Raw genomic sequence first — 23793 nt, forward strand, 5'->3', positions numbered from 1 at the left:
CAGGTGATTTAGGTATAAAGCTAATTAACCAAAGTTCGTGTTAGCTATGCTCAATCAGTTGTTCTTCTTGTTTCGTTGACCAAGCATTGAGTAAGGCTTTTACCAATGACGCTAGTGGAATTGCAAAAAACACGCCCCAAAAACCCCATAAGCCACCAAAAAACAGTACCGCAACAATAATAAATACCGGGTTCAGATCAACCGCTTCAGAAAATAGTAACGGCACCAGCACATTACCATCTAATGCTTGAATAATGCCGTAGATGATCAGTATGGTCCAAAACTGGGTTTCTAAACCAAATTGAAATAATGCCACGGCCGCAACCGGTATGGTAACAAGTGCCGCACCCACAAAAGGGATCAATACTGATAAACCCACTAATACGCCCAATAGCGCTGCATAACGTAAATCAAAAATAGTGAACGCGATAAACGATACTGAGCCTACAATCAAAATTTCAAACACCTTACCACGAATATAATTCATGATTTGTTGGTTCATTTCGTGCCATACCTGCAGGATTAAGCGTCTTTGTTTTGGAACGAGTTTTTCTGCACTTCTGATCAACTCCAGCTTATCTTTGAGCATAAAGAACACCAGTAATGGCACTAAAATAAGATAGATCAACCACGCCACTACATCTTTTAATGATGTCAACGAGACCGACAATAGTACTTGGCCAAACTCAATTGCTTTGGCTTCAACGCTGCTGACCACTGATTGTACTTGCTCTGCATTAATTAAACTGGGGTATTGCTCAGGCAAGTGCAGTAGAAAAGATTTTCCCTGTTCTATCATGTGCGGGCTTTCTTGCACTAAATTACTTGCTTGCTGCCACAGTATTGGACCCATGCCGATCACTAAGGTCAGCATCACCCCTGAAAAAATTAACATCACAATAATAGTGGCAGTAAAGCGGTGTAAGCCAAAACGCTCTAAATGCGCAACCGGCCAATCAAGCAGATAAGCAATCACTAAAGCAATCAAAACAGGTACAATAAGTGCACCAAAGAAATAAAACATCGCCATTAAAGCGAGTAATAAAAACAATAGAGTTACTGAATGTGGATCTGAAAACTTCCTTTCGTACCAAATTTTTACATATTCAAACACGATTTAGCTCCACGATTAACAACCCACGTTGTTGATCTAATTTGTACGGATAATGATTTTTTAGCAAAAAGCGCTCCATATCTTGAGTTGGTTGATCCACTAATAATGTAAACTTTATCGGTTGCGCAGTTGCTAAAGCTTGGCGTAAAGTCAACTTAAACTGGATAAATTGCTGCGGACATTTGAATCCGCGCAAGTCTTGCTCTAGCATAACCAATTATCTGCCCTATAAAAATGAATAATAATACGGTCTTTGTCAGCGTTGTTAATAACAAATGTAACTTTTTCTTAAAACACGCATCGCAATAGTTTATCCTTATAGCATAGTTAGTAGTAAGGATAAGTTAATGTCTGGCACGCATAATAAAGCGCAACTACCGAGTAATCCAACTCTTAAAGAAATTAACTGGTATAAAAAACAAATAAACTGGGGCGAACTTCCGCCCTTCTATCACCTTGTCGCCTCATCAGTGAGCGAGTCAGAGGGGATATTAGAACATGGTTTTGATAATGCCGTAAAAAAAATAATTGATAGGCGCAATTGGAACCTCGATTTACTCGGAGGTCATGAAGACGCTCTTGGAGAGATATATTGTGAAAACAAGCCAAGAATTGCGCTGCACCAAGTATTTACCGACCGGGGCTTTGAATTATGGGCACTGCCTTATGCAAAAGACGTTACAATAGATAAATACGTAAAAGATAACCGCTTTATAGAGTTTAACGAGTGGGATCCAGTGTCAATGAAAAGTTTGATTCGGATTAATCAATTACATAAGTTTATTGGCTTTTACTTTGAGCGTGGTGACAAAGCAGATAAAGCACTTATTCTTCATGCGCACAAAGTAGTACATAAAATCATTAGTTTTTTACAACGAGAATTGAACGTTGTAAAGCTAGATGGGGTCACAATCAAAGAATTGTATCAATTGTGCGAACGAGATAGCAGAGCATGCAGTGATGAAATTGACATTGCTAAACTCATGCTAGGTGAAGATCATAACAAGGAATAAAATGCAGCTTAAATCAGCCTTTATTACATTACTCACTACACTTTTAACTTTTAGTGTGCTGGTAAGTGAGCCATTAAAGGCACAAACTAATTTTACATTACCCGATCTTGGTACTTCAGCATTGCAAGCTTTGCCTCTAGAAAAAGAGCAAGCAATCGGGAAAGTAATGATGATGCAAATTCGTGGCTCATCACCGGTTGTTAATGATCCTGTGCTTGATGAGTATTTAACAACGATCGGCCACAAGCTGGTTGCTAATGCAAATGATGTTCGCTTTCCGTTTTCATTTTTTTGGATCAACAATCCGGAAATAAACGCATTTGCTTTTTATGGTGGCCATGTTGGGGTACACACCGGTTTAATTGCACAGTCCGATAACGAAAGTCAGTTTGCCTCAGTACTTGGTCACGAAATTGCCCACGTTACCCAGCGCCATCTTGCACGTCGCATGCAACAACAACAAGATAACAGCGCCCTCACTATTGCCGGTATGATTGCCGGTATTTTAGCATCAGTTGTGTCACCAGATGCCGGTATCGCGATTATCTCAGCTAGTCAAACACAAAGCGCATTTAGTCAACTCACTCACAGCCGTTCAGCTGAGCAAGAAGCCGATCGAATTGGTATGCAAACACTCAATAATGCAGGATTTGACCCATACGCATCCAGTGAATTCTTAACCAAACTTGCTGCGCAAATTCGTTATAAATACAAGCCACCGGCCTTTTTACTTACTCACCCATTACCTGAGAGCCGCGTGTCTGATGTGCGCTTGCGTGCACAGCAATTTGAAAAACGCCAACTTCCGGATAGCTTAGAATTTAATCTTGCCAAAAGCCGCGTGATTGCTCGCTACCACCAAACACCAGAAGCAGCTGAAAATTTCTTTAGAAAGCTAATACGTGAAAACAGTTTTTATAATAAAACAGCGCTTAATTATGGCTTGGGTATTAGTTTATTGGATCAAAAAAAGCTCGATGAAGCGGCGCCTATTTTAGACGAACTTTTAAAGTCTGATCCTAAAAATTTATTCTACATTGATACGCATACTGATCTACTGATAGCACAAAAAAAAGCCGCCGAGGCAGTAAAATTTTTAGCCGCATTGCATGAAAATCGTCCTAACAATCAAGTTATTACCTTAAACCTTGCCAATGCAGCACTTGAAGCTGAGCAATACGATGTTGCAGTGCAAATATTAAAATCATTTTTACTCGAAAAACCTGAACATAATTTAGGCATGCAACTTCTTGCAGATGCCTATAAAAAGCAAGATAACTTAGCCGCTTATCATGAAGCAAATGCCGACGTTCTTGCACAATACGGCGCCTACTTAAAAGCCGCTGACGAAGTACAAAAAGCACTCAACTTTGTAGAACCGCAAGAGCTAATTAAACAACAACGTCTCAAAGCATTGTTAACGCAATACCGACAAATGCAAAAAGAGCTCGCAAGACTTTAAGTCTGGTGCTGCTTGCCCTAAAATAGCCTTACTTTATCTAATTGGATTGTTACTATGTCTGTTACTATTTTTCATAATCCACGTTGTTCAAAATCGCGTGAAACATTAGCTCTACTTGAACAAAAATCGATTCAGCCAGAGATAATCGAATACTTAAAAACTCCACTGAATCATGAGCAAATCAGCATTTTAGTTAAACAGTTAGGGTTTTCTTCAGTTCGTGAACTAATGCGCACTAAAGAAGATATTTACAAAGACCTAGACCTTAAAAATGAGCATGATGAAAACGTACTCATTGCAGCCATGGTTAGCAATCCAAAATTAATTGAGCGCCCTATTGTGGTAAATGACAATAAAGCCGCTCTGGGTCGCCCACCAGAAAACGTACTAAGCGTACTTTAATGAGCGTCACTATTGTTGTGTTGTATCATTCAAGTCACGGCTCTGTTGCAGCCATGGCACATGAGATTGCAGAGTCGATTGAATGCCAAGGCGGTACTGCACTGCTAAGAACCTTTGTAGCAAGAGAACCTCACGATATTGTGATCAGCAAAGATGACTTAATCCAGTGTGATGGGTTAGCATTTGGCACCCCTACTCGCTTTGGTATGATGGCCTCACAAGCCAAAGCTTTTTGGGAAACCACCAGCGACTTATGGTTAAAAGGGCAATTAATAGATAAACCAGCCTGTGTATTCTCATCATCAAGTAGCATGCATGGTGGCAATGAAGCAACGTTGCTTAATTTGTCACTGCCGTTATTACACCACGGTATGCTGTTAATGGGTGTGCCGTATGAAGTACCTGAGTTACTTGCCACACAAACCGGTGGCACTCCCTATGGTGCAAGCCATGTTGCTGGTGCACAAAATAGCGCGCAATTAAGTAAAGACGAAATTAAAATTTGCCAAAGCGTTGGCCAACGCTTAGTTAAAATTACGAGAAAATTACAATGACATCGCACAGCGATTTAAACCCACAACTGACGCCGAAAAAGGCTATCACTATCCGTTTTCAACGTATTGCAATAATTGGTTATATTGGCTTGTTACTGCTGATGCCACTTTGGTTGTTTTTATTAGAGCCTAGAGAAGGTCATAGCAATGGATTTATTTTTGTTGTGTATATTCTGCCGCTTTTACTGCCGCTAAAAGGCATCATTCAAGATAAACCTTATACGTATGCGTGGGCAAACTTTATCGTTATGTTTTATTTTATTCACGGTTTTACCCTACTGTGGGTCGCACAAGAACAACTAATATGGGTCGTTTTAGAGCTGCTGTTCGCCAGTATGATGTTTATTGGTTGTACTTATTATGCACGTCACCGCGGTCAAGAGCTGGGACTAAAAATTCAAAAACTAAAAGATGAGTTAGCAACAGAAAAAGCGGCTCATGAATTTAATAAAAAAGACTAAAGTTAATACCAAACGACTTAAATATTTAACCATTCTAGCGAGCTAAATGGTCAGTAACTTAACACGATTGGTATAACAACTAAAAAACGCGCTTAATTAGCGCGTTTTTGTCTACGGTGCATGCAAGAAGCTTAAACAACTTCACTTAACGTTGCCAATGCCACAATACTTGCTAAGCCTAGCTGCCCAACTAAACTGATCAATGAGCAACAACGCAGTACAAATAACCCCCATGGGTGTTTAATATGCGGGTATAAAGCGCAGCGCTTCAAACTCATTGCAAAAAAGAAGCAAACTATAGCTAATATAGTCAAGCAAAGCGTCAACTCACTTTTAATCGCAAGTGTATCATCAAAAAAGAAAAACAACTGTAGCGGCAACAATAAAGTCACGATGGCATGTAAGGCGTGAACTTTTTTGATCCGCGAAAATTGTCCATCCGGCGATAATTCTTTAATACCAAAATCACGCTCTAAGCATTTCACTAACTGACTGGCTTCAACACTCACTGCTAAACGATAACAACTTAAGCCATCACAGTTACGAACACGAAAGTCATAGCCAGACTTCAATAATAGCACCATCAAAGGTTCATTTTTTGCTAGTACCGCATAATGTAAAGCACTGTTACCAAGGGCATCACGTTGTTTTTTATCTTGTTTATCTAATAAGGTTTGTACTAAATTAACAAACCCTTTTTCAACTGCCCACATAAAGGCCGTTTTACCATTTTCATCCGCCAACGTGCCTGTTGCACCTTGCTCTATAAAACGCATCGCCATCGTTTGTTTAGCTGTGTCAAAACGCAAATGCGCCAACAGTGCTTGTTCTAATAGCACCACTGAGTCAACATCTGGTGATACTTGGGTCAATAAGGTGAAATAATCCTTTCCACCAGCAACTTTTTTCGCCGCTAATTCACTTAACGCATTAACGTCATCGATTGAGTCAGGTATAAAGGTGCTAAAACGTTCACGAAAATCAACTTCTTTCCACAGTGCCAAAGCATCTTCAGCACTCATTTTACTGCCCGCATTGAGCGCATACTCGATGATTGTAAAATAGCGTTTTGAGAATAACTGAGATAATAACGTAACGGGTGTTTCTATCGTTGTTTGTGACGCTACAGCTGCATATTTTTCAAGGCGTTGGCAAAGTAATAGCACTAAACTCTCTGGGCTATACTCGTTATCAAAATAGTAATCTTTAGCTGCCGAAATATACTGTTGAGCGGCTTCATCATATTCACAGATATGTTGGAAAAAACACTCTTCAAATGGCTCAAGGGGAGTTAACCAGGTTAAATAATAGATAGGCGGTAGCACAGTGGTACACACGCCATTGTCTTCTTCAGTCGAGCGACAAGCCGGCCATGCTTCTAAAGCGTCTAAAATAAATGCACCGTTTTGCTCAATAAGTCCTTTGACTAATAACGGGTATTCTTTAGGCCAAATAAGTACATTTTCCATTAAAAAAACACAACTCCAGTGTCTATCTTGCTCGGTACAAAGGTCAGTAAAAGAGTTTAACAACTACAAACTGACACTGCGCTTAATATAATTTTAAGTACCCCAGTAAATTAGTGATACCAGTGGGTATGTAAGCGCTTATTCTAGCATACCCAAAACCACACGCTATAGCCAAACCGTGTGATTTTAAAAGAAAATAACAAAGCACCATGCAGTTAACACTGCATGGTGCTTTAGGTTGGAGACTTACTTGGAAATGATTACTTACTGTTAAGCTCAGCTGTCACTTGGTCAAGGCCAACTTCTGAAATTCGTTGAATAACTTCTTTTTGCTTTGCACTGAGTAACGAAATACCTTCAGCGACAATATCATATACTTTCCAGCTACCATCTTTACCTTGGCGAAGCTTAAAGTGTAAGTCAATCGTTGGCGCATTATCTGCAATAATTTGCGTCTTAACCGTGGCAAACTCACCCTCTGCAGCATCGTTACTCTCTTCGAATTTTATTTCTTGCCCGGTATATTTCATTAATGCACTAGCATAGGTAGTGGTTAAGTAATGCTCCACTGCACTTATAAATGCAGTCGCTTGTTGGCGATCGATACCTTTAATGTGCTTACCTAATAATTTATAGGAAACAAATTTAACATCTATATTAGGCATTAAATACTGATCAACAATGTGTGCCATGTCACTTTTACTCGCTGTGCCTTGGCTGTTTATTTTGCCAATTTCACTAAACAGCTGATCGCCTACCTGAGTTAATAACTGATTAGGTGACTGTTGTGTTTGCGCAAACAAGGAAGCACTAAAAACTAGCGCGATTAATAATAAATAACGACCAAGTGAAATCATTGTTGATAAGTCCTAAGTAAATCTTGTAGCGTAATTTACGCTGTTCATAAGAGATTAAAAAGCCTCAAAATAGCACCTTATTAGTGCCTGCATGGCATCAATTGATTTAATCTTTTTATTTCATATTGTTAGCTAAGCTCATGCAATAACACACAGAGTCTGTGAATTTATGCCACTTGAATTAGCCTCCCCCACGCCCTTATTTTGTAAATAACGTTTTCATCTAAAGAGCTTTACCATGTTATTTAAAACATTAACTGTATTGATTTTATTATCTATTTCCATGTTCAGCAGACTATCTTATGGTGCGCCCTATACACTTTCCCCTCATGGCTATGCCATTGATTACATTCAGGGGGAAGGTGATGTTAAAGGCTTAAAATTGGCATACCAATACCATGCTCCGGCACTACAATCATTAATTGAAAATACCCATATTTACTTAGAATCAAGTATTAATATTTGGGAATACGGCGCAGATAATAGCCATCAGACAAATGTTGTCCTTGCAATGTCCCCGGTATTTCAACATCTGATCAGCTCAGTGCGCGGTATTCCTCTGTATTTCGAAGCCGGCATAGGAATTTCATTAGTCAATGACACTCACTTCGCCGGCAAAAATGTGAGTACCCACTACCAGTTTGAAGACCGACTAGGCTTTATTGCTGATTTTGGAAAAACCAAAGCTGCGGTGCGTTATTTACACTATTCAAATGCAGGGTTTAAAAGACCAAACCCAGGTCTTGATTTTATTTCGCTGTCGTTTTCTAGACGTTTTTAACCCTAGAAATCTTTGCTACACTGAGTACTTATAAATGACTCATTAGAGATCACCATGCAAATTTGGCATATACTCATCATCATCTTAGTGTTGGCAATCATTATCGGTAATATTTTGCTGATCAAACACTCAGCAAAAATGGATTTTAAAAAACCAACCGATGAAGATGAACTAAAATCAGAGCAACAAAAAAAGCCCTAACTAAGTTTTGTTAGGGCTTTACATCGTAGGAGATGTTCTTTACTGCAGCTCCTCACGCAGCTCTTTGGTTGCTTTAACCATATTATCAAGAGCTTGTCGCGTTTCTTCCCAACCACGGGTTTTCAAACCACAGTCCGGGTTTACCCATAAACGCGCAACCGGTATTTTTCGTGCGGCTTTATGGATCAACGTTTTCATCCATGCAATATCCGGTACATTCGGAGTGTGAATATCATATACACCTGGACCAATATCATTTGGATAATCAAAATTCTCAAATGCTTCAAGTAGTTCCATGTTAGAACGTGAGGTTTCAATGGTGATCACATCGGCATCCATATCTGCAATCGCGGCAATAATACCGTTAAATTCGGCGTAACACATGTGAGTATGAATTTGTGTTTCATCTTTCACACCGCTTGCTGAGACCCTAAATGCATACGCTGCCCATTCTAAATATGCTTGCCATTGGCTACATTTAAGCGGCATACCTTCACGAAATGCAGGTTCATCAATTTGAATAATATCAATACCGGCATTTTGTAAATCGACCACTTCATCACGTAACGCAAGTGCAATTTGATTAGCGATGGTGGGTTTGTCTAAATCATCACGAATGAATGACCAAAACAGAATAGTTACAGGACCTGTTAGCATGCCTTTCATTTTCTTACTCGTCAGCGACTGTGCGTATTTTGTCCACTGAACCGTCATCGCTTGTTCACGTGATACATCCCCCCAAATTACAGGTGGTTTCACACATCGCGAGCCGTAGCTTTGCACCCAACCAAACTGGGTAAAAGCAAAGCCTTCTAATAGTTCAGCAAAGTATTCAACCATGTCATTACGCTCCGCTTCGCCGTGCACTAACACATCTAAATCAAGCGCCTCTTGCTCTTCAACAGCGTAACGAATTTCTGCTTTCATTTGCCTTTGATAATCATCCGCAGATAATTCACCGGCTTTATAATCACGGCGTGCTTGACGAATTACTTGAGTTTGTGGAAATGATCCTATCGTGGTGGTCGGCAGTAGCGGTAAATTAAGTGCTGCATGTTGTTTTTCAATACGTTGAGAAAATGCATGATTACGCTTACCATCTTTTGCGGTGAGTGCAGTTACACGCTTTTGTACAGCTGTATTATTTACACGAGTAGAGGTTAAGCGTGCTTTAATAGGTGCTGAATAAGCAACGAGCTCACTGCTATCATTGCTTTCAAGCGCCGCTTTTAATAATGACAACTCTTGGCCTTTTTGTTTTGCAAATGCAAGCCATGAACAAAGCTCATCATCGAGCTTTTCTTCTTGCTCTAAATCAACCGGTGTATGCAGTAAAGAACAAGATGGAGCAAGCCATAGATTATCACCGCGCTTTAGCGCAATGTCTTTTATGCTATTAAATACAACCTCTAAATCAGTACGCCAAATATTACGGCCATTTACTACGCCTAATGATAAAACTTGATCTGTACTTAATAATATATCTAGTTTTGCAACATCAACATTTGTTGCAACACAATCAAAATGTACGCCATCAACGGGGTAACCTGCAATATCATCAAAGTAGGCAGTGACTGAGTCAAAATAACTAGCAAGTAACAACTTCACGCCTTGACCTGCAAGTGCACGAAAGCTTGTTTTTAATGCCTCTTGATAATCTTCTGTCAGCTCTAAACCTAATATAGGCTCATCAACCTGTACCCATTCAATCCCTTGCTGCGCTAATTTAGCGAACACGTGTTGATAAACAGCTAATAGTTTTTCAAGTAAGCTAAGTTTATCAAACTCCTCACCTGCACATTTTGCTAAGTAAAGATAAGTGACTGGGCCGACCAATACTACTTTTGCATTGTGCCCCAATGCTTGTGCTTGAGTAACTTGCTCGAATAACTCAGTCCAGGTTAGTTGAAACTGCTGATCATGAGTTAGCTCTGGAACTATGTAATGATAATTAGTATTAAACCACTTTGTCATTTCGCTTGCTGCACATGAACAACCGCTTGGTGCGCGACCACGCCCAATACGAAATAATGTATCAAGATCAATGCTACCATCCGCTTTTTGATGACGCTTGGGCACTGCGCCAATCAATAAAGAGGTAGATAACACATGGTCATACCAAGCAAAGTCACCTACCGGTAATAAATCAATCCCAGCATCTGCTTGAAGAGCCCAATTTTCTGCGCGGATCGTCTTACCTTGTTCAAGCAACTGCGCTTGGCTGATTTTACCAGCCCAGTATGATTCTACTGCAAATTTTAGTTCACGCTTTCTACCTATGCGAGGAAAACCTAAGTTATGTAATTGTGCCATGTTGAAATTCCCTTCCAGCTGTTTAGATAGCTAAAACCATAAACCTATACCTGACATCAAACAATTGATGCTTCCTCAGTTTCAACTTGAGGTAAATTCATGGAAATATTTTTTTGCAAACTCAAAAAATATAATGACAACGCTGTCAAACATAATGCTATAGTATATTTGTAAATTTCACGTAAAAAAATTGGGTTTATAGCCATCTAGACGTTGATACATCTTAATTTAAGGCGTATTATGGCTGTAATCTGAGTTAAACTCACCTTTACCATGAGAATTATTAAAGATGATTGATGTAAAACACTTAAAGACCATCGCAACCTTGAAAGAAACCGGTTCCTTGGTAAATACTGCGCGCGAATTATTTTTGACTCAATCCGCTTTGTCTCATCAAATCAAAGATTTAGAAAACAAACTTGATTGCCAACTATTTGAACGTAAAACTCAACCGGTGCGCTTTACCCCACAAGGTATGCTATTACTTGAACTTGCCAGCGAAGTACTCCCGCGTGTTGAAGCAACCAAATGCCGTTTAAAAGAAAGTCTTAATCAACCAATTTCACAATTACGACTTAGTGTTGAATGCCATGCTTGTTTTCATTGGTTATTACCAACAATTAAAGAATTCAATAACTTTTGGCCTGATATCAAAGTTGATTATGAGCGCGGCTTTAGTTATGACGCTATTCCTGATCTGCTCAGTGATGAATTAGATTTAGTACTCACTTCAGACATTCGTGAACCAGATAAACTTGAATACGCACATTTATTTGATTTTAAACTTAAATTAATTGTTGCTCCTGATCATGAACTAGCGAAAAAAGCCTATGTAACGGCACTTGATTTGAAAAACGAGACGATTATTTCGTACCCTATTCCACGAGAGCGTCAGGATATCTTCAAACATTTTATTCAAAATGCACGTTTTGATGGCACCTTGAAAACCGTAGATCAGGGCTTGCTCATTTTTCAGCTTGTCAGTGCCGGAATGGGGGTTGCAGCATTACCGGATTGGTTAGTAACACCATATGAAAGCCAAGGACTCATTAAGTCGATTCCATTAGGCGCACTGGGATTAACCCGTCCAATGTATTTAGCCATGAAAAAGAATATGAAAGATAACCCAGTGTATCGCCACTTTTTAAATACCTGTAAGTTAAATAACGGTCGATAAAATAGGTTTAACCCAGTAGCATACAGAAAACCCCTTTATGTGTGCTACTGTGATGTTTGAACTGAAAAAAATCCTCGGTGCAATGCTGATGCCATTGCCTCTGTTTGCTCTACTGTGCTTTGTTTGCTTATTAATCGCACTGCGTACCAAGAAAGTCAGCGTATTTATTGGTTTAATCGCAATCACCAGTTTATTGCTGATTAGTACCCCTTTTATTGGTCAAAAAATAATTGCTCCGAATTCACAGTTAAAGTATATTTTTGATACAAGTAAACAGCCGATACTCGATAAAATAGTGGTACTTGGTTGTGATATAAATCCTAACCCAAAACTTAACGCCAATAGCCAACTTGGTAATTGTGCTAAAAGCCGCCTAATCGAAGGTATGCGCTTAGCATATGTGTACCCACAAGCTCAACTTATTGTTTCAGGTGGCGGTTACAATAAAGTGACCAACAGTAGTTTGATGCAACAAACCGCGATAAGTTTAGGTATTGATGCGCAGCGTATTAAACAAAATCCTACGGCTATGGATACCGCCGATGAAGCACGGCTTTTAGCACCTGCTCTAGTTGATTTTAAAGTTGCACTGGTAACTTCGGCAAGTCACATGGCACGAGCAAAAGATCTATTTAATAGCCAAGGCGTTGATGTTATTCCCGCCGCCACTGATTTTTACGATTTCTCAGCGTGGCCTCATCACAAACAATATATTCCGAGTGTTGAAGTATTAAAGGCAGTCACAAGTTATTGGCATGAAGTAATCGGTAGTACGTGGATAAGTGTGCGCCGCTGGATTGATCCAGAAGCGCTTTAACATCTCACTCACTTAAAGTGAAGTAGCTGGCAACTCAAACTGGGTTGTCAATATCAATAAAGGTTACATCAAAGCCATGTTGCTCAGCCAATAACTCACCGAGCGCTTTTATGCCATAGCGTTCGGTGGCGTGATGGCCTGCGGCAAAAAAATCGATCTTTTGCTCACGAGAACTGTGAATGGTCTGCTCTGAAGCCTCGCCTGTTAAATAGGCATCAATCCCCTGGCTAGCAGCCAAATCAATATAACCTTGACCACCTCCAGTACACCAAGCGATGGTCTCAATTAGCTCATCACGTACTAGGCTAACTAAAGGTTCACGAGCGAGCACTGTTGATATTTTTTGTGCAAATTGCTCACCACTCATTGGGATTTTTAAACGCCCTTTGACTGCGACACTATTTGCTACAGGCTCCAAACCATCGAGTATTTCTAAATCAAGTAGCTGTGCTAATTGCGCGTTATTACCGATTGCTGGATGCACATCAAGAGGTAAATGATAGGCAAATAAATTGATATCATGATTAAGTAACGCAGCTATGCGACGCTTTTTCATACCGGTAATAGGTTGCGCTTCACCTTTCCAGAAGTAACCATGATGAACCAATATTGTATCTGCGCCATGTGCAATTGCAGCATCGATTAATGCTTGACTAGCAGTGACACCTGTAACAATTTTTTTAATCTGTTCACGTCCTTCGACTTGTAGCCCATTTGGGCAAAAGTCTTGAATAGAATCAGGTCTTAAAATGGTATTTAGTAATTGGTTAAATTCTCTGCGCTGCATTTTTTTATTCCAGATTAGCGTTAAATTTTGTGCAAATTTTGGCGTTTATAGGGCTAAAATGGAAGGAAAATCGCAAAAAATTGAAAAGTAAGTCAAAAATAGGTATAAATAAATATTCTCAATCTGTGTTTACAACGTATAGGGCCTCTGATGAGCAAACTAGACAAAACAGAAGTATTAAATGCCTTTGAAGCAGCATACCAAGCAGCCAATGGTAAGAAACCTGAAATCACCAGCAAACCTGGTTGGTACAGCATCGACGGCGGCAAAAACTTGCGCCTTGCAGAAGTTGCTGAATTAACAGAGCAGCTAACTTCAGGCGATACGTCTGCACAACCTGCAGCAACAGCACCTGCTAAGAAAACTAAAACTAAATCAGCAGTGCCAGCTAAAGCAGCTGTTAAAAAACCACCATTTACTATAACAACAGCTAATGAAGAAGGTTACACTGCCGAAGAGTTTTGGATTGTGTACCTAGCTAAAAAAGATCACGATTGCCGCTTACCTCGCGGTGTTGTGTAATAACTTTAGACTCGTAGCATAAAAAAACCGCTTTTAAGCGGTTTTTTTATGGCCAACAACGTTGAGTTTTGTATTCAACCACCCTGATATATACCCACAGATAACAATAAACACGGTACCAACAAGAACTGGCATAATCAAAAAGTCCCAACTTTGACCACTGACCATAATCAAAATAGGGTTGGCCCCTGCTGCAGGATGTATGGTGTTAGTCAACATCATTACGGTCACAGCTAATCCAGTCGCAATAGCAATACTGATCGGATCCACGCCTATAAAACTAATAAAAACCAAACCTATCACGGCAGTGATGAAATGCCCTACAATAACATTTTTTGCTTTTGCTAAAGGGCTGTTTGGTACACCAAACACCAGTACCGCAGTTGCGCCAAATGGTGCCATAAGCCATACACCATAATTCCCTAAACTTTCTAAATATGCTAATACCGAAAGTGTCAGTGCTGAAAAGATACCCGCGATAACGGCTTTGTAAAATACATCATTCATTAATATTACTTCCTTCAGAGGTAGACCGACTTGTCTACATTTAGATGATAGACAAGTCGGTCTACTTATGTCAAGCTTACTTTTTGACTAGGAGCAACCATGGATAAACGTACCCAGATAATTAATACCGCACTCAGTGCGTTCTATCAAAGAGGGATCCATGCGGTAGGCATTAATGAAATACTTAAAGAAGCAGGTGTTGCAAAAAAAACGCTTTATAATCATTTTGTCAGTAAAGATGAGTTGATCTGTGCGTGTTTAGAGCTCAGAGATCAGCGCTTTAATCAGTGGTTGTATGAACAATTAGAAAACTGCAATACCCCCTTCGAAGTGGCTGATGCACTTTTTAGCGCACTCTCCGCTTGGATAGACAATAAAGTCTCTGAGCTTGGACCTTTTAATGGCTGTTTTTTTATTAATACTGCAGCGGAGTTTCCACACAGCGAGCACCCTATCGCGATGCTTTGCAAAGCACACAAAGAATCAGTTTTACAGTTATTGTTCGATAAACTCTCACACACAGAACAACTTAAAGGTCAGTTAGAAAAAACCATACAGTTAGCACAATTATTAATGACCTTAAAAGAAGGTATGATCTGTCAGGCTAGAGTGACGCACTCCAGTAATACACTAATGCAAGACCCAGTATTATTACGCCAACTTATAGCAAGTAGCATATAAAAAAAGCGGCTATTCAGCCGCTTTTGATTGGTTTATAACACTAATAATTACTTATCTTCAAAGTACAATTTGTCGCGTGCTTTTTTGCCAACTTCATTCATAGTCGCGGCATCAAATAACCGACCGTTGATCATCGTATAATCAACTTTATCTGTATCACGAATATTAGTCAGTGGATTACCATCGATCACCATTAAGTCAGCCAGTTTACCGACTTCCAATGAGCCGATATTCTGATCAAGGCCGATGTACTTGGCCGGATCAAGCGTCGCCGCACGAATAGCTTCCAGTGGACTCATACCACCTTGAGCAAACATCCAAATCTCCCAGTGCGCTGCAAGGCCTTCGCGCTGACCATGTGCACCTAGATTCACTAAAACACCTAAATCTTGTAGCTCTTTTGCTACCCGTGCATTGTTAAAGTGATTATAGTGGTGATCGGGTGCTTTAACACGGCGCATTGAACGTGGTAGTAATTGGTTTTTTGGCACAAATTTACTTAAGCGCGGGTGATTCCACACATCAGTCTTATCATACCAATAGTTTTCTCCCCAGATGCCCCCATATGCCACACCAAGTGTTGGCGTGTAGCCTACATCACTTTGTGACCAAAGCTGCTTGATATCATCATAAATATTCGCCACGGGAATTGAGTGCTCAATGCCCGTATGACCATCAACCACCATCGTTAAATTATGCTGTAATAATGAACCACCTTCTGGCACCACCATCATTTCAAGCTCTCGGCCAGCTTCAATTACTTGTTGGCGTTGTTCACGTCGTGGTTGGTTGTATGATTTAACACTAAACGCGCCAACTTTCTTTAATCGCTCTAAGTGAAATTTAGCATCATCTAACGAATCAATATGTGATGTATAACCTGGCATATTGGCACCATATAAAATAGTACCGGTTGAGAAAATACGTGGGCCTACAATAGTCCCCGCTTTTTGCATTTCGCTGGCTGTAAAAATCTCTGTTGTATCGTTTGATGGATCGTGAATTGTCGTGACGCCTAACGATAGGCCCGCTAAGTTTTTCCAATTTTGCTCAGGAATGATCTCATCGCTGCCTTGTGAACCATGCGCATGCGCGTCAACAATTCCTGGCATAATTGTTTTGCCAGATACATCAATTACCTGTGCGCCTTTTGGAATGTTAATATCAGCAGCTGTGCCAACGGCTTTAATATGTTTACCATCGGTTAATAGTATTCCATTTTCAATGACTTGCTCACCTTTCATGGTAATAATACGTGCGCCCGTTAAAGCTATCATGCCTTTTGGTTCAGCCATTTTGCTACTAAAGCCAATGTTATCGCCACTTTTTACTTTGAAGTCAGCGTCATCCGCTTTATTGATATCAAATAAACCTGCCAAACTTGCATGATAAAGCTCTGGGCCTAGCGTCCAATACAGTTTATCGCTGCTGGCGCTCCAGCTGATATTCTCACCGGCACGAACAGATAACTGCTCAATCGGAAATTGGCTGTCTTTAGGACCAATATTGATGGTTTTACCACTTTGCACTAATGGCGTAACAAACACTTTAAAACGTTCAGCAAAAGCGAGGTACTTGCCATCAGGCGATACTCTAAACTCAGTAGCATGCTCTGACTCATAAAGCTTAGTGATTTTTTTCGAATCAAGTTCAACCACACTTAGCGTTGGCTTAGGCCATGGGCTCATCACAAAAACTCGATCATTAGCTGATGCAAACTGCGGCTGATAACCACTTTTAGAAATCAACTCAGCTTTCCCGCCTTTGCTACTCACTGCATAAATACCCGGATGCAGTGACCAATCAGGGTTTAAGATGCTGCCTCCTGAGGCTTTACGGTACACCACTGTTTTGCCATCAGGGCTGAATGTTGGCTCAACATATTTACCTGGCTCTGTGGTAATATCATCACCGCGACCACTACGCGCAGAGACAACTCGAACAGCACCCTGTTCGTTATCATCCCAGGTTACATAAACTATTTTTTTACCATCACGGGAAAACTGCGGGAACAACTCAAAGTGGTCATCTTGTTTAGTTAAACGCTTTATTTTTCCTGACTCTAAATCGCGTTTATAAATATGTCCTAGCGCTTCAAAAATTGCTGTTTCACCATCCGGCGAAATCTGTACATTACGCAACATTTTTACAGCAAATTCATCGCTATCAATGTTTTGTGTAAAACGCACTGCTTGTTGAATTTTTTTACTGGTTTTTACTTCAAATGGTACGGTTTCTACATCGCCATCTTGCACATCAAGTTTATGAATAGTACCGCCAGCCCAAAATACCAGTTGGTTATTATCTGGTGTCCATGCAATGGTTGGATACACGCCATGAATAGCCCAAGTCTCTTGCATATCACGTTCAAGCTTGTCATATAGCTTAGTATGCTTACCGCTGGTTAAGTCATATAGGTAGAGGCTAGTTTGAAAATCATCTCGTTTAATATACGCAAGCTTCTTACCGTCTGGCGACGGGGTTGGTCTAATCGCGCCGCCCATACCATCAATAATCGTTTCTATCTCACCCGTTTCGCGATCGTAACGCTTGATTTTATATATGCCAGCAACCGAATCTTTTGAATAATGAAAGGTTTTACCCGGCGTCGCATCATGTGAAAAATAAACATATCGGCCATCAGGTGAAAACATCGGCTCACCTAAATCTTTTTGATCATTCTCACGTTTAGTGAGTTGTACACCTTTGCCACCCGCTTTATGATAAAGCCATACTTCACCTGCGCCTAATGAACGGCTCGCTGTAAAATGCTTACGAGCAACAATATAGTCGCCGTCGGGACTCCATGCGGGACTGTTCAATAAGCGAAACGTTTCATCGGTTACCGCGGTTTGATTCTCACCGTTTAAATCCATCAACCAGATATTATCGCCGCCACCTTGATCAGAGGTAAACGCAATATGTTTACCATCAGGACTAAAACGCGGTTGCATTTGCCATGCGATATCAGAGGTCAGTTGAGTGGCAGTGCCACCAGCCATCGGCATAGTGTAAATATCGCCCAGCAAATCAAACACAATGGTTTTGCCATCAGGACTGACATCGATATTCATCCAAGTGCCTTGAGAGACACTAATATTAGCATCAACAAATTGCCCTTGTGGCGCATCCACTTGCCATTTTTTGTCATCATTATCTTGTGCCTGAGCCTGACCATATAGCGCCAGTGACACAGCTACAGCCATTGCTGTATGAAGCATTTTTTTCATCGCCTTCTCGCTTATTTTTATTGCGGTTTTCATCTTATAAACATGATTGCAACAAAAACGGCAGCAAGTTACCAGCGATATCTGATAAAGCGTCGTTATTTGGCGGTTAATGCCATTTTATTGGATCAAACTGATAATAGCCGACCAATAAACTGTATATTTCAGGATCATAATGGCGCAGCTCACTGGGCTTTTCGAGAAAAGTTTCGGTGATCACGGCAAAAAATTCGGCTTCATTTGTTGCACCATAACTATGAATAACATGCGGCATATTATACGCAACATGCGTTTTTAACTGATTATAAGCGCGGCTAAAAACACGCCCCCACTGTTTATAATCTACTTCTTTAGCTAATATAGGCGTGCCTGTGGTTTTACCTGTTTCTTGATCGAGTTGGTGAGCAAATTCATGAAACACTAAATTATGTCCGTCACTGGGTAAGCGGTTCCCTTCAAGCACATCGTGCCAGCTCAGCACTAAAGTCCCTCCAGGCCATGACTCGCCTTGACGAACAGTATTATGATAGCTTACTAATCCGGCACTATCACGAGATGTCTGCGGCGCGTAATAAGCACTTGGGTACAGCAAAATTTCTTTCACATTTTGATAAAGTGGCCATGGTTTATTAAGCACCAACACACACGCATCCGCAGCAATTATTAACTTCATACTCTCGTTAAGAATTAAACCATCACAACCAATAAAGCGTTTTTCATTTAGAAACCAGACAATATGACGCTCTAATTTTTCCCGATCAGCATCCGTCATTTTTTGATAGATAGGCATATACCGTAACAATAATGTTTTTTGCTTTTCATCTAAACGATAATCTTGATACTTTTTTTGCCACAAGCGGTTTTGAATAACCGGCCAACGCCAATAAACAACTACAAACGCAATCAGCGCAAATATTAATAATCCATTTACCATTAAAAGGTCCTATCAACAGGTGTAGCTTATTAATATGTCCTGTGAGGATAAAATTCAATCATCTAGCCTAGCAACAGCTAAAAAAACCGCCCATAACTATGTTATAGGCGGTCAGCTATATTATTTCGTAAAATCAATTATATTAACGATATAAACGGTCCCAAGCACAAGTACGGTAACCATTACGTTCAAAGTAAAAGTTATTACAATTGTCATCGTAGTTGCTATTGCCGACATCAATACGATGACCACTAATATATTGATTATGTAATGACACCTGCTGGCCGTTATACAACAAAGTAAAATGCACGTGAGGACCTGATGATTGTCCCCCTTCACATAGTGCTTGGTAATAATTGTTCGCATAACGACCGAGCCATGCACCTGGCTGCACAAAATCACCGCTACTATACTGCAGATTAGACATATGATAATAGTTGGTTGAATAACCACTCGAATGCGTTACGCGGATATTACATGACGAAAAACGTGTGATAGTACCACCATGCGCCGCTTGAACATATGGTGTATTTGCGCCCCAACCACCAGAGCCATTATTAAAATCAAGCGATGAATATGGATAACCAGAGCCAGTATTAGAGTGAGCCCCACCGCTGTACCAATAATAACCTGATGACCATGGTAAGTTCATTGAAAAACTAGCCGCAGCAAACTGCTGATTGCTACTTTGTAGTGCACTTTTAGAGGATCTTTGTAACTGAGCGCGACTATCAGGGAATAGACGCTCAAACGTCGCTAAAAAGCCGGTCAGATCGCTCTTAGCGAAATTAACATTATCTTTGCTTAATGCTTGTTTTTTAAGAACACTGACCAATGCTACTGTCGCTGCAGTACTGCTGTTGGTATTGACTCTATTAGTGATTTCCTCGCCCGCATACTTTGATGTTTCCGGGGTGGCTTGGCTATCTTGCCACTGTTTATATGCATAAAAACGTTGACTTAACATCATTACCACATCTTCAAGCTGGGCATCAAAACCGTGTTCGTCCGATAAACCTGCAAAAGCATTATTAAGATCTGCGTCAGGATCAGAAAGTAAGCCACTTTGCAGCTCAATCAAGGCTAAGATAACTTTAGGGTTGATACTTGTATAACCTGCCCAGTGCAAAACACGCTCTTTTTTATCTTCCAGTACTGGCGCATGCAGAGCAAAGAAATTATCCCAATCTTCACGCAACAAGTCATTATTGAACACAAACTGAGTATCGTCCACAGCCACCAAGGAGGTTAACTTAAGTGACTCAATGGACTGTGCAGTAAAGTTAAAATCATTCTGCTTATGGCCTTGTGCAAACACCGCTGGCGACACACCTAAAACACCTGCTAATGCTACATATATCATCTTACTTTTCATCTTTTGTTCCTTCTGTTCACATCAAAAGACCCCAAAGCGGGAACAAAAGATATAGCATCAAACCCAATTAAATGTTAATAAAATGTTTTAATATATGTATTAGTATATATTATGTACCCGAAAAGCAATGGCCTGTAGCGTGTTTTCCCAAATACTCTACTATAACTTTTAGAGTGTTATAACTTCGACTCGATTTCGCCCATTACTTTTTGCTTGATAAAGCGCTTGGTCAGCTTGCGCCAGTAACCTGTCATAGTCATTAACTGCCAATGAATCAGCGACTCCAAAACTAACCGTTACCGATAACCCGCTAGCGATGTTTGAAAAATCGTAGTTTGCAATTTGCACACGTAATTCTTCACATAATTGAGCGGCTTGTTGCGCGGTTTTATGAGGGAATAGTAATGTAAATTCTTCACCTCCCCAGCGAGCAACTTGACTATCATCACTCTCATTGAGCTCTCCTAGCATATGAGCAACCACACAAATTACACGGTCGCCAACAATATGTGACCACCCATCATTAATTCGCTTAAAATGATCAATATCCATAATCGCAATAGCGAGAGGTGAACCATGCTGTTTAAAATCAGCAAAATTGTCCGCAAGCCAACAGTCAAAGGCACGACGGTTTGGTAAATCAGTTAGTTGATCATGGGTTGCTTGATGAGCAAAGGCATCTGTTTGTTGTTGCAGATCATTAGTTTGTTGCTCAACCCGCTTAATCAACTCTATCTCTATTTTTTTATAATGATAAAGCCGGTATCTATAAAGCCCGTAGACTAATGCTAATAAACCGATAAAAACCATTATTTTAAAAGTAATTTTTTGCCAAAAATATGACTGAATCACAAACGTTAAGGTTTTATCATTATTTTGCCATTGCCCATTAGGGTAGCCCGAACGTACCTTAAAAGTATACTTTCCCGGTGGTAAATTAGTGTATTCCGTAATGGTTAATTGATTACGATTAACCCACACATTATTATAACCAGTCAATTGGGTCTGGTAATTCAACCGATGAGGCATAATAAAACTTAGGCCAGCATAATGAAAAGAGAGCCGCGAAACGCCAAGCGGTAAAATAATTTCTTCATCTTGCTGCACCAAGGGGGTCATTTTGCCATCTACATACATTGCCTCAATAATTGTCGGTAATGTTTTCTTTGTAGCTTGCTTTAATCGTTCAGGGACGATAGTACTTGCCCCTTGCGCTGTAGCAATCCAAATACTGCCATCTTTGTGCAGCACTGCAGAAGGATTAGACCCGCCATTAGCCTGAGCGCTTAGCATGCCATCTCCTTCATCATATAGCTGATACTGGATTGGCAACGCATTATTTTGTGCTAACTGCGCTAGCCGCTGTTTGACCTGTTTTTGATTTACTTGGATCACACCGCGATTACTAGATAACCAAAACGAATCTCCCTGTGCCACAACTTGAAACAACTTATCAACTGGCAAGCCTTGTTCACGCCCAAGAATACTCATTTCTCCAGTTGGGATATGACACCGGACAAGACCACGGTCTGTCGCCATCCAAATATATTCAGATTCAGCATAAAAACCAAAAGCATATTCAGCATCAAAATGGGCAGGAAACACTTTAGCCGTAAATTTTTCTAAATTTGGGCTAAAAGATGCTACTCCAACGCCGGTTCCAATCCATACATTGCCATAATTGTCTTCACTAAGGGCTATAATAAAATCACCAGGTAAACCATCTGTACTTGAAAACTGCTTCAGAGAGCCATCCACGTCTATTCGTGTCAAACCTGCTGCAGTTCCCACCCATAAGCGCCCTGCACTATCAAATAACAACGCCCTAACTTCATTACTGGCTAAGCCATTTTGACGATCCAGAACAGGATAAACTTTACCATTGATAATCCGCATCAAACCTGAGGTATAGGTCCCGAGCCAAATTTGACCTTGCGCATCTTCGGCTAAACTTAAAACCGATAACGGATCATTCCCATAAGCAGGAGGGAATGTGTTTACTTTATTATCTTCAATGCGATTTAAACCAAGGCTGCTGCCTACCCATAAGCTACCATCAGAATGCGACAACACGGTACGGACATAATCGCCTGTCAACCCTCGTTTTGTGGTCCAAGTCGAAAAAGCGGCTTCACGCAATCGGTATAAACCGCCATTTGTGCCAACCCAAATACTATTTTCACGATCTTGTAATAACGATAAAATCCGATTTGCAGGTAAACCAGCGTCAGCATCAAGTTGTTCAAGTCCTAACGGGCTTAATCGAAACACCCCTTTATTGATCGTACCAAACCAAAGATCATCATGGTCATCTTGTAAAATACTTGAGATAGCCTCATTTTTAAGTTGAGCATGAATACTGATAAAACGGTTGTTTACCTGTTTCCATGCACCTTGTTCACTGCCGACTATGAGCTCACCTTGGCGGGTCAAATACAAGGTGTATATTGGGCTTTGTGGTAAACCGGAATCGGGAGTGATTAAACGCGCTGTTTTATTATTAATTTGATACAAGCCATTGCTGGTTGCAACCCAGATAATACCTGCATTGTCTTCTATTAGACGATAAGCACTGAGGTTTTCTAAAATCGCCGTGTCCGGCGCACTATCAAACTCTCGATATACAACACCTTGGCCCTCAAGGGCTAACCAAGTTTCATCTGAAGGCGTTTTTAATACGTGATTTACCATCGCAGTCGCATTTGGCTTGGCATGCCATTGCCCTTGATATAAATGACTGATCCCCCCTCGAGCGCCCACTATGTATAGACCGCCATCAGCTTGTGGGGCTAAACTACGTAAACCAGAATCTGGTAAACCAGTTATTTCCGTACGTGTAAACAGTTTAAACTCTCGGCCATTAAATCGGGCTAATCCTTCCCAAGTGGCAATCCACACGTAACCATCATTTGTTTGTACCACGCTATTGATACTATTATGAGGCAAACCAGAACGGGTATTCCAGGTTTCAGCAAAGTAGTCATTAAGAGGTAAGCGGGTTTGCTCAGCAGCAAAGCAACTAAAAACAACAAAAAAGAAAAAGCAAAGACCTAAACGAATCATTATACTAAACGCCTTCGTAATTATGGCGAGCTAACAACTTAGCATGAACGCAAATTAAATAGATAATGATTTTCCA

At 40.4% G+C, this 23793-nt stretch carries 22 protein-coding genes; 11 read left to right on the plus strand and 11 right to left on the minus strand.

Annotation, left to right across the window (positions count from 1 at the left end):
* Positions 1-40: 40 nt before the first annotated feature.
* Both H5180_RS10780 and H5180_RS23605 read right to left on the minus strand, forming a co-directional pair.
* The gene (locus tag H5180_RS10780; RefSeq protein ID WP_182758208.1) at positions 41-1114 is read right to left on the minus strand and encodes an AI-2E family transporter; all 1074 of its coding nucleotides are present in this window, start codon (positions 1112-1114) and stop codon (positions 41-43) included.
* Complete coding sequence (locus H5180_RS23605) at positions 1107-1325, minus strand: hypothetical protein (RefSeq protein ID WP_145240993.1); 219 nt, start codon at positions 1323-1325, stop codon at positions 1107-1109. The genes H5180_RS10780 and H5180_RS23605 overlap by 8 nt, the downstream gene beginning before the upstream one ends.
* Before the next feature lie 136 nt (positions 1326-1461).
* Here H5180_RS23605 and H5180_RS10785 point away from each other — a divergent pair, with 136 nt between their 5' ends.
* From H5180_RS10785 to H5180_RS10805, 5 genes are read left to right on the plus strand one after another with little or no spacing between them, the layout of a single operon-like run.
* Complete coding sequence (locus H5180_RS10785; RefSeq protein ID WP_145240995.1) at positions 1462-2127, plus strand: hypothetical protein; 666 nt, start codon at positions 1462-1464, stop codon at positions 2125-2127.
* 1 nt (position 2128) lies between these two features.
* Positions 2129-3589, plus strand: a complete 1461-nt coding sequence (locus tag H5180_RS10790; RefSeq protein ID WP_145240997.1) for a M48 family metalloprotease — start codon at positions 2129-2131, stop codon at positions 3587-3589.
* Positions 3590-3643: 54 nt separating this feature from the next.
* The gene (gene arsC, locus H5180_RS10795) at positions 3644-3991 is read left to right on the plus strand and encodes an arsenate reductase (glutaredoxin) (protein WP_145240999.1); all 348 of its coding nucleotides are present in this window, start codon (positions 3644-3646) and stop codon (positions 3989-3991) included.
* Positions 3991-4545, plus strand: coding sequence for an NAD(P)H:quinone oxidoreductase (gene wrbA / locus H5180_RS10800; RefSeq protein ID WP_145241001.1), 555 nt, complete (start codon positions 3991-3993; stop codon positions 4543-4545). The genes arsC and wrbA overlap by 1 nt, the downstream gene beginning before the upstream one ends.
* Entirely contained in the window at positions 4542-5006 is a 465-nt protein-coding gene (locus tag H5180_RS10805) for a DUF2069 domain-containing protein (RefSeq protein ID WP_145241003.1), read from the plus strand. The genes wrbA and H5180_RS10805 overlap by 4 nt, the downstream gene beginning before the upstream one ends.
* A gap of 131 nt (positions 5007-5137) precedes the next feature.
* On the opposite strand, the gene H5180_RS10810 is transcribed toward H5180_RS10805, so the two are convergent.
* Complete coding sequence (locus tag H5180_RS10810; protein ID WP_182758209.1) at positions 5138-6475, minus strand: ankyrin repeat domain-containing protein; 1338 nt, start codon at positions 6473-6475, stop codon at positions 5138-5140.
* 260 nt (positions 6476-6735) lie between these two features.
* Positions 6736-7332, minus strand: coding sequence for a phospholipid-binding protein MlaC (locus H5180_RS10815; RefSeq protein WP_145241007.1), 597 nt, complete (start codon positions 7330-7332; stop codon positions 6736-6738).
* A 238-nt stretch (positions 7333-7570) separates the two neighbouring features.
* Between H5180_RS10815 and H5180_RS10820 the strand changes: the two genes are divergently transcribed.
* Together H5180_RS10820 and H5180_RS10825 are read left to right on the plus strand one after the other, a co-directional pair.
* Entirely contained in the window at positions 7571-8113 is a 543-nt protein-coding gene (locus H5180_RS10820) for an acyloxyacyl hydrolase (RefSeq protein WP_145241009.1), read from the plus strand.
* Between the two features lie 54 nt (positions 8114-8167).
* Positions 8168-8314 carry a DUF2897 family protein gene (locus H5180_RS10825; RefSeq protein ID WP_145241011.1) on the plus strand — a complete coding sequence of 49 codons (147 nt, stop codon included), beginning with the start codon at positions 8168-8170 and terminating at the stop codon, positions 8312-8314.
* A gap of 39 nt (positions 8315-8353) precedes the next feature.
* Here H5180_RS10825 and metE read toward each other — a convergent pair whose 3' ends face one another.
* Complete coding sequence (metE, locus tag H5180_RS10830) at positions 8354-10627, minus strand: 5-methyltetrahydropteroyltriglutamate--homocysteine S-methyltransferase (protein WP_182734936.1); 2274 nt, start codon at positions 10625-10627, stop codon at positions 8354-8356.
* 289 nt (positions 10628-10916) lie between these two features.
* Here metE and H5180_RS10835 point away from each other — a divergent pair, with 289 nt between their 5' ends.
* Together H5180_RS10835 and H5180_RS10840 are read left to right on the plus strand one after the other, a co-directional pair.
* Positions 10917-11804, plus strand: coding sequence for a LysR family transcriptional regulator (locus H5180_RS10835; RefSeq protein ID WP_145241014.1), 888 nt, complete (start codon positions 10917-10919; stop codon positions 11802-11804).
* Positions 11805-11856: 52 nt separating this feature from the next.
* Positions 11857-12621 carry an ElyC/SanA/YdcF family protein gene (locus H5180_RS10840; protein ID WP_149982829.1) on the plus strand — a complete coding sequence of 255 codons (765 nt, stop codon included), beginning with the start codon at positions 11857-11859 and terminating at the stop codon, positions 12619-12621.
* Between the two features lie 34 nt (positions 12622-12655).
* Here the strand turns inward: H5180_RS10840 and H5180_RS10845 are convergent, their stop codons facing one another.
* On the minus strand, positions 12656-13408 hold the full coding sequence (locus H5180_RS10845) for a Nif3-like dinuclear metal center hexameric protein (protein WP_149982830.1): 753 nt from the start codon (positions 13406-13408) through the stop codon (positions 12656-12658).
* 150 nt (positions 13409-13558) lie between these two features.
* Here H5180_RS10845 and H5180_RS10850 point away from each other — a divergent pair, with 150 nt between their 5' ends.
* Positions 13559-13930: a hypothetical protein gene (locus H5180_RS10850; RefSeq protein ID WP_145241020.1), complete on the plus strand. Its 372-nt coding sequence runs from the start codon at positions 13559-13561 to the stop codon at positions 13928-13930.
* Positions 13931-13963: 33 nt separating this feature from the next.
* Here the strand turns inward: H5180_RS10850 and H5180_RS10855 are convergent, their stop codons facing one another.
* Positions 13964-14437: an HPP family protein gene (locus H5180_RS10855; protein ID WP_182758210.1), complete on the minus strand. Its 474-nt coding sequence runs from the start codon at positions 14435-14437 to the stop codon at positions 13964-13966.
* A 99-nt stretch (positions 14438-14536) separates the two neighbouring features.
* Here H5180_RS10855 and H5180_RS10860 point away from each other — a divergent pair, with 99 nt between their 5' ends.
* Positions 14537-15118 (plus strand): TetR/AcrR family transcriptional regulator, encoded by a 582-nt coding sequence (locus H5180_RS10860; RefSeq protein WP_182734937.1) that lies wholly within the window; start codon positions 14537-14539, stop codon positions 15116-15118.
* Positions 15119-15165: 47 nt separating this feature from the next.
* On the opposite strand, the gene H5180_RS10865 is transcribed toward H5180_RS10860, so the two are convergent.
* From H5180_RS10865 to H5180_RS10880, 4 genes are all read right to left on the minus strand, one after another.
* Positions 15166-18348, minus strand: a complete 3183-nt coding sequence (locus H5180_RS10865) for an amidohydrolase family protein (protein ID WP_182734938.1) — start codon at positions 18346-18348, stop codon at positions 15166-15168.
* Positions 18349-18454: 106 nt separating this feature from the next.
* Positions 18455-19279, minus strand: a complete 825-nt coding sequence (locus H5180_RS10870; protein WP_145241028.1) for a M90 family metallopeptidase — start codon at positions 19277-19279, stop codon at positions 18455-18457.
* 142 nt (positions 19280-19421) lie between these two features.
* On the minus strand, positions 19422-20654 hold the full coding sequence (locus H5180_RS10875; protein WP_182758211.1) for a M23 family metallopeptidase: 1233 nt from the start codon (positions 20652-20654) through the stop codon (positions 19422-19424).
* A 168-nt stretch (positions 20655-20822) separates the two neighbouring features.
* Positions 20823-23717 carry a ligand-binding sensor domain-containing diguanylate cyclase gene (locus H5180_RS10880; protein ID WP_182734941.1) on the minus strand — a complete coding sequence of 965 codons (2895 nt, stop codon included), beginning with the start codon at positions 23715-23717 and terminating at the stop codon, positions 20823-20825.
* Positions 23718-23793 lie beyond the last annotated feature (76 nt).

It is taken from the genome of Pseudoalteromonas sp. SR41-4, assembly GCF_014163985.1.
Lineage (GTDB): Bacteria > Pseudomonadota > Gammaproteobacteria > Enterobacterales > Alteromonadaceae > Pseudoalteromonas > Pseudoalteromonas rhizosphaerae.